Annotated in this window: 12 protein-coding genes; 7 read left to right on the top strand and 5 right to left on the bottom strand. The window is 68.0% G+C overall.

Features of this window, described 5'->3' with window-relative positions; genetic code table 11:
• Window positions 1-145: 145 nt before the first annotated feature.
• The 6 genes from GIY23_RS14215 (at window position 146) to GIY23_RS14190 (ending at window position 5637) form a co-directional block, all read left to right on the top strand.
• Complete coding sequence (locus GIY23_RS14215; RefSeq protein ID WP_154077105.1) at window positions 146-964, top strand: IclR family transcriptional regulator; 819 nt, start codon at window positions 146-148, stop codon at window positions 962-964.
• Between the two features lie 94 nt (window positions 965-1058).
• A complete protein-coding gene (locus GIY23_RS14210) occupies window positions 1059-1973 on the top strand; it encodes an alpha/beta hydrolase (RefSeq protein ID WP_228717290.1) in 915 nt (304 codons plus the stop codon).
• Between the two features lie 15 nt (window positions 1974-1988).
• A complete protein-coding gene (locus GIY23_RS14205; protein WP_154077104.1) occupies window positions 1989-2636 on the top strand; it encodes an ABC transporter permease in 648 nt (215 codons plus the stop codon).
• Window positions 2629-3792 (top strand): ABC transporter ATP-binding protein, encoded by a 1164-nt coding sequence (locus GIY23_RS14200; protein WP_323845023.1) that lies wholly within the window; start codon window positions 2629-2631, stop codon window positions 3790-3792. The genes GIY23_RS14205 and GIY23_RS14200 overlap by 8 nt, the downstream gene beginning before the upstream one ends.
• Before the next feature lie 6 nt (window positions 3793-3798).
• Complete coding sequence (locus tag GIY23_RS14195) at window positions 3799-4581, top strand: ABC transporter permease (protein WP_154077103.1); 783 nt, start codon at window positions 3799-3801, stop codon at window positions 4579-4581.
• 66 nt (window positions 4582-4647) lie between these two features.
• Window positions 4648-5637: a glycine betaine ABC transporter substrate-binding protein gene (locus GIY23_RS14190; RefSeq protein ID WP_154077102.1), complete on the top strand. Its 990-nt coding sequence runs from the start codon at window positions 4648-4650 to the stop codon at window positions 5635-5637.
• A 119-nt stretch (window positions 5638-5756) separates the two neighbouring features.
• Here the strand turns inward: GIY23_RS14190 and GIY23_RS14185 are convergent, their stop codons facing one another.
• Entirely contained in the window at window positions 5757-7787 is a 2031-nt protein-coding gene (locus GIY23_RS14185) for an NADPH-dependent 2,4-dienoyl-CoA reductase (RefSeq protein ID WP_154077101.1), read from the bottom strand.
• Window positions 7784-8353: a PadR family transcriptional regulator gene (locus tag GIY23_RS14180; RefSeq protein WP_154077100.1), complete on the bottom strand. Its 570-nt coding sequence runs from the start codon at window positions 8351-8353 to the stop codon at window positions 7784-7786. Before GIY23_RS14180 ends, GIY23_RS14185 begins: the two co-directional genes overlap by 4 nt.
• Window positions 8354-8509: 156 nt before the next feature.
• On the opposite strand from GIY23_RS14180, the gene GIY23_RS14175 reads away from it, so the two are divergent.
• The gene (locus GIY23_RS14175; RefSeq protein ID WP_222850162.1) at window positions 8510-10336 is read left to right on the top strand and encodes a long-chain-acyl-CoA synthetase; all 1827 of its coding nucleotides are present in this window, start codon (window positions 8510-8512) and stop codon (window positions 10334-10336) included.
• A gap of 141 nt (window positions 10337-10477) precedes the next feature.
• Here GIY23_RS14175 and GIY23_RS14170 read toward each other — a convergent pair whose 3' ends face one another.
• Genes GIY23_RS14170 through GIY23_RS14160 form a run of 3 tightly spaced genes read right to left on the bottom strand, consistent with a single transcriptional unit; the run spans window position 10478 to window position 13340 of the window.
• Window positions 10478-11278, bottom strand: coding sequence for an ABC transporter ATP-binding protein (locus GIY23_RS14170; protein ID WP_154077098.1), 801 nt, complete (start codon window positions 11276-11278; stop codon window positions 10478-10480).
• A complete protein-coding gene (locus tag GIY23_RS14165; RefSeq protein ID WP_228717289.1) occupies window positions 11275-12321 on the bottom strand; it encodes a FecCD family ABC transporter permease in 1047 nt (348 codons plus the stop codon). The genes GIY23_RS14170 and GIY23_RS14165 overlap by 4 nt, the downstream gene beginning before the upstream one ends.
• Window positions 12318-13340, bottom strand: coding sequence for an ABC transporter substrate-binding protein (locus GIY23_RS14160; RefSeq protein WP_222850161.1), 1023 nt, complete (start codon window positions 13338-13340; stop codon window positions 12318-12320). The genes GIY23_RS14165 and GIY23_RS14160 overlap by 4 nt, the downstream gene beginning before the upstream one ends.
• Window positions 13341-13347: the final 7 nt, after the last annotated feature.

Here is a 13347-nt window from a genome sequence, read left to right as displayed (position 1 = left end):
GTCGGCTCGCGAACGCAAGTTCCGTTGCAGGTAAGCATGCGTGAGCCTTTGTGGTGCCTATAACCACCACAAAGGCTCACGCATGCCGTTGCTCCGTCGGCAACTGGTGTTGCGCACGCCACCCCGGCCCGTCCACGCTGCCGTCATGGCAACGGAGGGTTCGACCGGTGTTCACCGCGCAGTCGCGATCCTGACGGTCCTCGGATCGGAAGACGCGGCCGAACAGGGCAGCCTCGGCGTCGTCGAGATCGCACGCAGGGTCGGCAGGGAGAAGACCCAGATCTCCCGGGCACTGCGGATGCTCGAGGCGACCGGACTGGTCGAGCGTGATTCCGAGACGCTCGGCTACCGGCTCGGCTGGCGGCTGTTCACGATGGCGGTCAACGTCGGCAGGCAGCGGCTGCTGGTCGAAGCACCGCCGGTCCTACGCCGGCTGGTGACCGCCACGAAGGAACGGGCGCACCTGACCGTCCTCGACGGGGACGGCGCCCTCACGGTGCTCTCCGAGAGCCCGATGCGTGCGGTGCAGACCGCGGGATGGGTCGGCAGGATCACGCCGCTGGAGTCGACGTCCTCGGGGCGTGCCCTGCTGGTGGATCACGGCGACGACGAGATCCGCGATCTGCTCGGCGAGGTCCCGTTCACAGGGACGGGACCTCGTGCTCCCACCAGTGTCGACGAGCTGCTCGCGCGGGTCGGTCAGGCGCGTGAGCTCGGATACGCCCTCGTCGACGAAGAGTTCGAGGAGGGGCTCGTGGCCGCCGCCGCACCGGTGCGGGACTTTCGCGGTCGCGTCTGCGCGGCATTGAACGTCTCCGCACCGAAGTTCCGGCTCCGGCGGGAGCTCGATGCCACAGGGCGGATGGTGCGTGCCGCCGCCCACCAGGTCAGCCGGGCGATGGCGGGACTCGATCCCGTCGAGCCCGGGCGGAAACCCGCTTCCGGGGCGCCCGCGCCTCGGTGAGTCCTGGTCCGTTCGCACTCATCACAATTCATCGACTCCGTTCCGTTCTCGGCGAATGCGACGAGAACGGGCGGTTCTCACGACCCAGGAGATCATGGTGTCTGTTCGTCCCCTTCCCTTCTTCAGCAGCGGCCTGCGCCTCGACGCGGACCTGCACCTGCCCGACGACGGCGGCGCCGGCGCCCCGTACCCGGTGGTGATTCCGTCGTCCGGGTACCAGGGACTGAAAGTGATCCACCCCGAGCGTTTCGCCAGGACGTTGACCGAGCGTGGGTACGCGGTGCTCGCGTTCGACTACCGCAGTTTCGGCGCCAGTGAAGGTGAACACGGCAGGCTGATTCCGCAGGAGTGGGCGCAGGACCTCCGTGCCGCCGTCGACCGTGTGTCCACAGTGGAAGAACTCGACGCCAACCGCATCGGACTGCTGGGCTGGGGCATGGGTGGCGGCGTCGTGGTCGCCGAGGCCGCGGAGGACGAGCGCGTGCGCGCGGTCGCGGCGGTCAACGGCATCGCCGACGGCACGCGCTCCACTCGCAACATGCACGACGCCGGATCCTGGCAGAGCCTGCAGGAACGCATCGTCGCTGACCGAGGTCGCCGCTCCGAGTGGGGCCGTTCCGAGATCACCTCGCCGTGGGATATCGTGCGGCTCGATCTCGACGACCGCACCGACGGCTACGTGGGTGCCGAGCTGTACCGCGCCCCTGGCTTCGGGTCCGGCGTGACCCTGGAGTCGGCGGACATGCTGCTGCGGTTCAGCCCCGAGTCCGTAGCCCACCGCATCGCACCGCGCCCGTTGTTCGTCGTCCACGGTGGCGAGAACGAGCTCCACAAGCCCGAGGAGGCGCGCTCGCTGTACGAGCACGCCGAGGAGCCGAAGCGGCTGGAGATCATCGAGGGCGCCGGGCACACCGAGTGGATGTTCGACGAACACCCCACGTTCCGGGCACTGCTCGACCAGCTGGACGGGTTCTTCACGGACGCTTTCGACCGCGTGCTCGTCGGCTGAGCCGGGGCCGGTGCGATGACGTTCCTCGAGTACGTCGCGGGAAACTGGCCCGAGGTCGTCTCGGCCACGCTCGACCACACGCTGCTGGTACTGACCGGTCTCGGTCTGGCCGTTCTGATCGGGGTGCCGATCGCGGTGCTGACCTACCGGACCGAAACACCGAGGATCGCGGTGGTCAGCGCGTGCGGGCTGATGCTCACCATCCCGTCCTACGCCCTGTTCGGCCTGCTCATCGCCCCGCTCGGCCTGGGCAACGCGCCGTCGGTCGTGGCGCTGACGATGTATGCGCTGCTGCCCGTGGTGCGCAACGCCGTCGTCGGGCTCCGCGAGGTCGACCCCGCCGTCCTCCAGTCCGCGCGGGGGATGGGCATGAACCGGCTGCGGCTGCTCACCTCGGTGGAGCTGCCGCTGGCCTGGCCGGTGATTCTCACCGGCCTCCGGGTCGCGACCCAGCTGCTGCTGGGAATCGCGGCGATCGCGGCGGCCGTGAACGGCCCCGGGTTGGGCAACCTCATCCTGGACGGCCTGGCGAAAGCAGGCACGCCGTTCGCGATCTATCTGACGATCGAGGGAATCGCGGGCATCGTCCTGCTCGCGGTCCTGTTCGACGTCTTGTTCTCCGTCCTGAACCGAGTCACCACGTCGAGGGGGATCCGTGCCTGAGAACGACTCGCGCGAGCATCACGCGTCGCGTGCGGAGCCGATGATCCGGCTCGAGAATCTGACGAAGTCCTATCCCGGCCAGTCCGAGCCCGCGGTTCGTGAGCTCACCCTCGACGTCCCCGCAGGGGAGATCGTGGTGTTCGTCGGCCCGTCCGGGTGCGGGAAGACGACGACCATGAAGTTGGTCAACCGGTTGATCGAGCCGACCTCCGGCCGGATCCACCTCGACGGCACCGACGTCACGGAGGTGAACCCCGACCTGCTGCGTCGCAAGATCGGCTACACGATTCAGCAGACCGGGCTGTTCCCGCATCGCACCGTCGCCGACAACATCGCCACCGTGCCGAAGATGCTCGGCTGGAAGTCCCGGCGGATCTCCGAACGGGTCGACGAGTTGCTCCGGCTGGTCGGGCTCGATCCGGCGTTGTATCGCGACCGGTACCCCAAGCAGCTCTCGGGCGGGCAACAGCAACGCATCGGTGTGGCGCGTGCGCTGGGTGCCGATCCCGACGTGATGCTGATGGACGAGCCGTTCGGTGCGATCGACCCGCTCAACCGTGAGTCGCTGCAGAACGAGTTCCTCCGCATCCAGGCCGATCTACGCAAGACGATCGTGTTCGTCACCCACGACGTCGACGAGGCGATCAAGATGGGCGACCGGATCGCGGTGTTCCGCCAGGGCGGTGAGGTCGTGCAGTACGACACCCCGGAACGGATTCTCGCCGAGCCCGCCGACGAGTTCGTACGCGAGTTCCTCGGGTCGGGCACGTCGGTGAAGCGACTGTCGCTGACCCCACTGTCGGCTGTGGACGTCCCCCGATGGTCCACTGTGTCCGAAGGTGACGTGGACAGCGGAGAGGTCGCTGCGGCACCCGGCGAGTTCCGTCTCGTGCTCGACGGCGACGACAAGCCGGCCGGTTGGCTCTCCGCCTGCCCGGACGGCGGCCCCGGCGAGATCGTGCCGTTGATCTCGCTGCTGGGGCCGGACGACACGTTGTTCGACGCTCTCGACCAGATGCTGTCCCTGAACTCGTCGGCCGCCACCGTCGTCGACGCGGACGGCAGGTACCGCGGCGTGCTCGACCTGGACACGATCCGTTCGGCGATCAACGTCGAACCACGGTCGGCTCCGGTCGAGACGTTGCAGGAGGTGTGAGGCACCGTGGCCGTCTACGCACGCACCAAACCCACACCCGTGCCGTTCGTGCGGTTCGCACGCACCGGGGTGTTGCGTTACGCCGTCACCCCGGTGGCGCTCGGACTCGTCCTGGTCGCGTTGTACCTGTGGGTCTCGACGCAGTCGCTGGATCTCATCGAGCAACGCAGCCTGACCTCGACCTACATCGTCAGCCGCATGGCCAAGCACATGGCGTTGACCGGGGTGGTCGCCGCGTTGGTGCTCGCGATCGCGGTCCCGCTCGGTGTGCTGTTGACCCGTGCATGGTCGCGCAGGATCGCCGGTCCGATCCTGGCGGTGGCGAACATGGGGCAGGCCACTCCGTCACTCGGGCTGATCGTGTTGTTCGCGGTGACGTTCGTCAGTCTCGGAGTGAACCAGATCGCCGTCATCGCGTTCGTGCTTTACGGGATCCTTCCGGTGCTGCGCAACACGATCGCCGGTCTGCACCAGGTGGACCGATCGGTCGTCGAGTCGGCACGGGGGATGGGGATGACGCGTACCGCGGTGCTGTGGCAGATCGAACTGCCGCTGGCCGTGCCGGTGATGCTCGCGGGCATCCGCACGGCGTTGGTCATCACGGTCGGCACGGTGGCGTTGGCGACGTTCATCGGGGCCGGAGGTCTCGGCGACATCATCTCGAACGGCATCAACTCGAACCGCACCGTCGTGCTCGTCACCGGCAGTGCGCTCGTCGCCGTGCTCGCACTGACCGTCGACTGGGTCGCGGGCATCGCCGAGGACTTGTTGCGGCCACGCGGTTTGTAGCTCTTACCACGTTCCCTGGAGGTTCTCTCCTCTCGCTGGAGTTCCTCTTCCTTCCTGGAGGTCACTGTGCTTCGACGCGCTCGACAGCGACTGCGGCCAGCGGCCGTAGCGCTCGCTCTGGTCGCGGTCGCCGGTTGTACCGCGACCGGGGCCGCACCGGAGCCTGCCACGCAGGCGCAGCCGTCCCCCGGCGGCGGCTCGATCGCCCGGGACATCGACCTGAGCGGTGTCCACTTCGACGTCGGCTCGAAGGAATTCACCGAACAGGTCGTTCTCGGCAAGATCATGATCCATGCGCTGGGTGCCGCGGGCGCCGACACCACCGATCACACGGGGCTGTCCGGTTCGACCCTGGCGCGCAACGCGTTGCAGTCCGGCGACATCGACATGTATTGGGAGTACTCGGGAACCGGGTGGTCGCAGTTCCTCCAACACGATCGGCCCGTACCGGGTGACCAGGAGCAGTTCCGGGCCACGGCGGCCGAGGACGCGGCCCGCAACGGTATCCAGTGGCTCGGCCCGGCGAAGTTCGGCAACCAGTACGCCATCGCGCGCGCCGGTGACGCGGAAGGCCCGGTCGGGCAGGTCGACAGTCTCGGCGAGCTGAAGTCGTTCGCGCAGCAACATCCGGAGGAGATGACGTTGTGCGGGGCATCGGAGTTCCTCGACCGCGAGTTGGAGGGTTTCCAGCAGGCCTACGACGTGCGCATCCCGCCGGAGCAGGTGTATCAGAACGCGTTCGCGTTGAACTTCGTCAACGTCGCGAAGGGCAGCCCGTGCAACTTCGCCGAGGTGTTCACCACCGACGCTCGGTTGAAGACCCTCGGGCTGAAGGTACTCGAGGACGGTAAGACGCAGTTCAGCACCGAACTCGCGGCGTTGACGGTGCGCGAGGAGACGGTGCGCAAGCATCCCGAACTCCGGAAGTTGATGGACGGGATCGGCCGGGCGCTGACCGAGGACGCGATCATCGAGCTCAACGGGATGGTGGATCTGCAGGGCAAGAGCCCGGACGAGGCGGCCGTGCATTTCCTGCGCTCACGTGGCTTCCTCTGAGTGCGCGAGGCAGCGTGAGTCTTTTTGGTGCCTATAGCCACCAAAAAGAATCACGCCTGCCCGCGGTTCGGCGGCTTCGCGTGCCGGAGTTCGTCCGGCACGGGTGAGGCTGAGGGCCGTCACAAGGCGGCGGCGAGCTCGGTGCCCTGCTTGATCGCGCGCTTGGCGTCGAGCTCGGCTGCGACGTCGGCGCCACCGATGATGTGCGGGGCCAGTCCGCGGGCGGACAGCTCGTCGGCGAGGTCCCGTGCGGATTCTTGGCCCGCGCACACGACGATCGTGTCCACGTCGAGCACTCGCGGATCCTGTTGTTGCTTCGGGTCGAACGACAGGTGCAGTCCCCGGTCGTCGATGCGGTCGTAACGCGCGCCGGTGATCTTCTCGACATTCTTTGCGCGCAGCGCCGCCCGATGCACCCAGCCGGTGGTCTTGCCGAGATCCTTACCGACGCGTGAGGTCTTGCGCTGCACCAGGAACACCTGTCGTGGCGATGGTTCCGGTTTCGGGTCGGTCACCCCGCCGCGCTCGGTCTCCGGGTCCGTCACGCCCCATTCCTGCTGCCATGCCGAGAGGTCGAGCGTGGGCGAGTCGGTGTGGGTGAGGAACTCACTGACGTCCACTCCGATCCCGCCTGCGCCGATCACGGCGACCTTGCGTCCGACCGGCCTTCCGTGCCGCACGACATCCACATAGGACAGTACCGACGTGTGGTCGATACCGTGGATGTCGGGAATTCGTGGTGTGACACCGGTAGCGAGGACGATCTCATCGTACCCGCCACCGGCGAGGTCGTCGGCGGATGCGCGCGTTCCGAGGTGCAGTGTGATGCGGTACTTGTCGATGAGCTTGGTGTAGTAGCGGATCGTCTCGCCGAATTCCTCCTTGCCGGGGATCCGCCGAGCGATGTCGAACTGGCCGCCGATCTCGTCGCCTGCCTCGAACAACTCGACTCGATGTCCCCGTTCGGCGAGTGCAGTCGCGGCGGCGAGTCCGGCGGGGCCCGCGCCGACGACCGCGACCCGCTTCGAGCGCCGGGTGGGCAGCAGAGTCAACGTCGTCTCGTTCCCGGCGCGCGGATTGACCAGGCACGAGGCCTTCGTCCCGGAGAACGTGTGGTCCAGACACGCCTGGTTGCAGGCGATGCAGGTGTTGATCTCGTCCGCGCGGGCACTGCGCGCCTTGAGTACCCACTCCGAGTCGGCGAGGAACGGGCGCGCCATGGACACCATGTCGGCGTCCCCGCGTTCGAGGATTTCCTCGGCGGTCTCGGGCATGTTGATCCGGTTGGACGCCACGACCGGCAGCGAGACGTGTCGTTTGAGCTTGCCGGTCACCGACGTGAACGCCGCCCGTGGGACGGACGTGACGATCGTCGGTACCCGTGCCTCGTGCCACCCGATGCCGGTGTTGATGACGCTGGCCCCTGCGGCTTCGATCTCCTGGGCGAGCGCGACGGTTTCGTCCCACGTCTGCCCGCCCTCGACCAGGTCGATCGCGGACAGCCGATAGAGGATGAGGAAGTCCGCACCCACCGCCCTTCGGGTCTCGCGCACGATCTCCACCGCGAGCCGCCGCCGGTTCGCAGCCGACCCGCCCCAGCGGTCGGTGCGCTTGTTGGTGCGTGGCGCGAGGAACTGATTGACGAAGTAGCCCTCCGAGCCCATGATCTCGATGCCGTCGTAGCCCGCCTCGCGCGCGAGCGCGGCCGAGCGGGCGAATGCGGCGATTTGTGCGCGCACACCCCGGTCGGTGAGCGCACGCGGCCGGAACGGAGTGATCGGAGCCTTGATCGACGAGGCCGAGACCGAAAGCGGATGATAGGCGTACCGGCCGGCGTGCAGCAACTGCACGGCGATCTTGCCGCCCGCCTCGTGCACGGCGTCGGTGACCTCTCGGTGCCGCCGGGCCTCGCGCCGGGTGCTGAGCTTGGAGGCCATGGGGTACAGCGTTCCGCTGCGGTTGGGGGAGAAACCGCCGGTGACGATCAGTCCCACCCCGCCGCGGGCGCGCTCGGCGAAATACTCGGCGAGCTTCGGGAGGTCCTTCGCCCGATCTTCCATGCCGGTGTGCATCGACCCCATCACCACGCGGTTGGGCAGCATGGTGAACCCGAAGTCGAGCGGACGGAAAAGGTGCGGGTAACGGCTCATCGTTCGGGGCTCTCTCCAGAGGTTCCGGGGCGGTCGTCTCGCAGGGCTCCGAGCATTTCGTCGCACCACGCGACGAGGCTGTCCTCCAGCCGGATTCCGCCGCGCAGGACGAGATGGTGGTGCAGTGCCTGGCCGGAGAGCCCGTCGGAGTCGGGAAAGTCTCGCTGCTCGATCCCTCGGTAGAGTTCGAGGCGTTCGGCGTGCCGGTCGCGATGCCTGGCGATGTCGTCGATCACGGCGTCGAGGTCGCCGAGCGCCGCGCCGCGCACTTTCACCGCCAGTTCGTGGCGGACGGTGACCGGGTCGCCGGGTTCGGCCAGCCACCGTCGCAGCTCGGCGCGGCCGCCGTCGCTGACGGCGTAGAGCTTCTTGTCCGGCCGCCCCCGTTGCGCGATCTCGTCGCAGCGGACCCAGCCGTGAGCCACCATCCGCTTGAGGGTGCGATAGATCTGCTGGTGCGAGGCTTTCCAGAAGAACCCGATCGAGTTCTCGAAGCGATGAGTCAGCTCGTAACCGCTGCCGGAGCGCTCTTCCAGCGACAGCAGGAGCGCGTGTTCCAACGCCATGACGCTGAACAGTAGTATGCAACCACGAGCACTGCAACAAGGTGCATATGACTCGGACCGTGACTTGAGTCATGTGTCGTCGTTGAACGGGGGACGGCGGTGATGGACTCGGGGTCCTGCCGCCGGGACGTGTCGAGGACGAAAGGTGAGTGCACCGTGGTGACGAGCGAGGTCGGAAGCGAAGACCGGAGCGTGGCCCAACGTGTCCACCTGAGCGATCTCCTGCGCGCGCTGCCTGCAATGGTGCCCGACCTGCCGTCGATGGCGCGCGGAGTGTTCCGGTCGGCGACCTTGAAGCCGCACAGCGAGAACTCGCTCGGTCTCGTGTTCCAGCAGCGGGCCGCAGAGCATCCGCAGCGGCCGTTCCTGCGGTTCCGCGACAGCGAGATCACCTACGGCAACGCCAACGAGCAGGTCAACCGCTACGCGGCGGTGCTCGCGGCACGGGGTGTTCGCCCGGGCTCGGTCGTCGGTGTGCTTTCGACGAACCGGCCGGAGACGCTGCTGGTCGCCATGGCGGCGATCAAGCTCGGCGCCACCGCAGGCATGCTGAATCACCGGCAGCGCGGCGACGTCCTCAACCACAGTCAGAAGCTGCTCGAGAGCACGGTCATCGTGGCGGGCGCGGAATGTCAGGAGGCGCTGGAGTCGCTGCCCGCCGAGGAGCTGCGCGGCACCGTGCTGGGGCTGCGCGAGGACGGGCGCCCGCTGCCGGGACACGCTGATCTGGACACCGAAGCCGCGAACGCGAGCGCGCAGAACCCATCGCAGTGCGCCGAGGTGACAGCAGCCGACAAGGCGTTCTTCATCTACACCTCCGGGACGACCGGGATGCCGAAGGCCAGCACCATGTCGCACCTGCGCTGGCTGAAGAGCATGTACGCGCTCGCCGGCCTGGGGATCCGGTTGCGTTCGGACGACACGATGTACTGCTGCCTGCCGCTGTACCACAACAACGCGTTGACGGTGTCGTTGTCGGCCGTTCTCGGCGCCGGGGCGACGCTGGCGATCGGGGAGTCGTTCTCGGTATCGCGGTTCTGGGACGACGTGGTGCGCACCCGCTCGACGGCGTTCTGCTACATCGGTGAGCTGTGCCGGTACCTGTTGCAGCAGCCCGAGACCGCTGCGGAGAAACAGCACCGGATCCGTGTGGTCGTCGGAAACGGGTTGCGGCCGGACATTTGGCAGGAGTTCCGGTCCCGGTTCGGTATCGAACGCATCGCCGAGTTCTACGGTGCGAGCGAGTGCAACGTGGCGTTCATCAACGCCTTCAACGTCGACCGGACGGCCGGAATCTGCCCGCTGGCGTTCTCCGTCGTCGAGTACGACCTGGAGAGTGAGCGGCCGACACGCGACGAGAAAGGCCGTCTGCGCAAGGTGAAGCCTGGCGGTGTCGGGCTGTTGGTGACCCAGGTGACCGACCGCTCGCCGTTCGACGGCTACACCGATGCCGATGCCACCGAGCGCAAACTCGTCCGGGACGGGTTCAAGTCCGGAGACGTCTGGTTCAATACCGGGGACCTCGTGCACAACCAAGGTTTCCGGCACGTCGCGTTCATCGACCGGCTCGGCGACACGTTCCGGTGGAAGGGCGAGAACGTCGCCACCACGGAGGTCGAGGCCGCGCTGGGTGAGGACTCCGCGGTGGAACAGTCCGTCGTCTACGGCGTTCCGGTTCCCGGCACCGACGGGAAAGCAGGTATGGCTGCGGTGAAACTCGAACACGCCGCGGAGTTCGACGGCCCGCGCCTGGCGAAGGGGCTCTCCGACCGGCTCCCGTCCTACGCCGTCCCGTTGTTCGTGCGGCTCGTGGACCAGCTGGAGGAGACCTCGACCTTCAAGAGCAAGAAAGTGGAGTTGCGCGAGCAGGGTCACGACCGGGGCCGGTTCGACGACCCGCTCTACGTGCTCACTTCGGATGGCTACGTTTCGGCCTACGACGGATACGTCGACGACGTCGCCTCGGGGGCGGTGCGGGTCTGAGGCGGCTCACGGATCCTTGCAGGATGGGTTGTTGTCGTGTCGTGTCAGCGGCGGAGCCACTGAGCGGTCACCATGTACGCGGCCGGACCACCGGCTGAGGTTCCGCTACCCGCCCCTCTGGGTAACCCGTTCAACAAGGACCTAGACGTCCACAGTGGACAGTGTTGCCTCGGTGCGTTTCGGGGGCAGGAATCGGATGTGCGGTCGTCCTTCCGGCTCGGTCGGCGTGACCTCGCACCGCACGCGGTAGACCTCGCCGACGAGCTCCTCGGTGAGCACCTCGGCGGGAGTGCCCGCGCGCACCGCTCGTCCTTCGGAGAGCACGACGACCCGGTCGCAGAACAGGGCCGCGAGGTTGAGGTCGTGCAGCGCGAGCACGCTCGTGACCGGCTCTCTGCGCACGAGGTCGAGCACGTCCAGCTGATGCGCCACGTCGAGGTGGTTGGTCGGCTCGTCCAAGAGCAGGTAGCCGGGTTCCTGCGCGAGCGCGCGGGCGATCTGGGTGAGTTGGCGTTCGCCGCCGGAAAGACTGTGCCACCGGCGGTCCGCGAACTCGGTGAGGCCAGTGCGCCGTAGCGCCTCCGACACGGTCGCCTGGTCGCCGTCGGTGGCGCCCGCCCACTCGCTGCGGTGCGGAATCCGCCCCAGCCCGACCACGTCCGCGACCGTCAGGTCGATCTCCGTCGACACCTGCTGTTCCACCACCGCGACGGTGCGGGCGAGTTCCTTGCGGCGCCACGATTCCAACGGCCGGTCGAGCACCGACACCGAGCCTGCGCTGGGGGTCCGCACACCCGCGAGCAGCCGCAGCAACGACGACTTGCCCGCACCGTTCGGCCCCAGCAGACCCACCGTCGTGCCGGTGTCCACGTGCAGGCTGACTCCGTCCACGACCGTCCGGTTCGCGACGGACCACGAGAGCTCGGAGGCGATCAGGCTCATCCCATGTTCCTTCGACGTGCCAACAAGAGTGCGAACGCGGGGACACCGACGAGAGCCGTGACGACCCCGACCGGCACTTCCTGCGCACCGGCGACGACGACCGACAGGGTGTCGACCCACACCAGCAGCAACGCGCCGAGCACCGCGGTGACCGGCAGCAGCGCCCGGTGTCGGTGCCCGACCAGCAGACGCGCGGCGTGCGGCACCACCAGGCCGACGAACCCGATCGCCCCTGCCGACGACACGATCGTCGCTGTCACCAACGCGGTCGCGGTCAGCAGCAACCACCGCAACCGGAGTACGTCGATCCCCAGCGAGGAGGCCGCGTCCTGGCCGAACGCGAAGGCGTCGAGAGCGTTGGAACGGGACACGCACAGCGCGAGTCCGAGCACGCACACGATGCCCGCCACGGCCACGTCGTCCCACCGTGCCCCGGACAACGAGCCGAGCAGCCAGTTCAGCACACCCCGTGCCTGTTCGGCGTCGGCGGCGGTGATGACGATGTAGGAGGTCACCGCCGAGAACAGTTGTGTTCCGGCGACGCCCGCCAGGATGACTTTCGCCGTGCCACCCCCGGCGAGCCTCGCGAGCGCCATCACGAGCACGAACGCGACCACCGCCCCGGCGAACGCGCCCATCGTGAGGCTCACCGCGCCGGCACCGATCCCGAGGATGAGCACGAGCACCGCGCCGGTGGACGCGCCGCTGGAGACACCGAGCAGGAACGGTTCCGCGAGCGGATTGCGCAGCAGCGACTGCAACACCACACCGCAGACGGCCAGGCCGGCGCCGGAGACGGCAGCCATCAGCGTGCGGGGCAGGCGCAGATTCCACACGATCCCCTGGCCGATGCGGGAGACGCCGGTGTCCACGAAGCCCAGGCGTGCCCCGATCACCTCAAAGACGTCCGGCACGGACAGTGACGCCGGTCCGATCGTGACGACGACGGCGACGGACAGGACCAGGCACGCCATTCCCACGGTCACGAACACCGTCGTGGGGACACGGCGTACCGCTCGCGGCAGCTCCTGCGCGACCGTCATGTCTGGCGGTCGAGTTCGACGAGGCGGTCGGCGAGCGCTTCGATGCCGTCGACGGTGCGGATGCTGACGTTCATCGCCGACCCCGTCATGGGCATCCACCTCTCGGCTCGGACGGCGTCCAGTTGCGACACGGCGGGATCGGTGCGCAGGAACCGCTTCTTCGCTTCGAGCGTGTCGCCTTCGCTGTCCCGGGTCAGATCACCGAGCACGAGCACGTCGGGAGCCCGGCGAAGCACGTCCTCCCAGCCGACCTGCGGCCACATCGATGCCACGTCGGGGTAGGCGTTGCGGACGCCGAGCGTGCGGGTGATGATCCCCGGCGCGCCGGTCGACCCGGCCACGTACGGAGATCCGGTGCGGGCGAACCAGAACAGCACCGAGGTGTTCTCGCGGCCGTCGAGACCGGCGACCTTCGCCTGCGCGGCCTCGACCCGCCCGCGCAGTTCCGTCACCAGCTGCTCACCGCGTTCGGGAACGTCGAAGAGCTGCGCGATCTCCCGGACTTCGCGGTAGATGTCGTCCAGCCCCACTGGTTCGCCGAGCTCGGCTTCCTCCGGGTAGCAGTTCGACGGCGACAGGTAGGTCGGCACACCGAACTCGGCGAACCGTTCGCGCGGCGCGACCCCTCCGTCGGTGTAGATCGCCTGGTAGCCGCCGAGCACCAGGTCGGGTTCGGTGCCGAGAACGGCTTCCAGCGACGGGTTGTTGTCGGCCAGCCGGGGCACGCTGGCGTTGGCCTCCGCAAGATGCGGCGCGACCGGGTCGGTCCAGGTCGCCGTACCGACCATGCGGTCCTCGAGGCCGAGGGAGAGCATGATCTCTGTCTGCTGCTGGTTCAGACTCACCGCACGTCGCGGAGGACCGTCCACCGACACGGGAACACCACAGTTGTCCGCGATGTCCGGAGGTCCGGCCGGGCCGCCGGTGGGGCCGGAACATGCGGTGACCGCGAGGAGGCCCGCGGTGATCGCGGTGGCAGCGCCGCTGGTGAGTAGACGCGTCGAACGCGGTGTGGACATTCGCATC

The sequence above is a fragment of the Allosaccharopolyspora coralli genome (genome assembly GCF_009664835.1).
GTDB classification, from domain to species: Bacteria; Actinomycetota; Actinomycetes; order Mycobacteriales; family Pseudonocardiaceae; genus Allosaccharopolyspora; species Allosaccharopolyspora coralli.
Note: the sequence above shows the minus strand (reverse complement) of the source record. Positions and strands in the feature narration are given on the sequence as shown.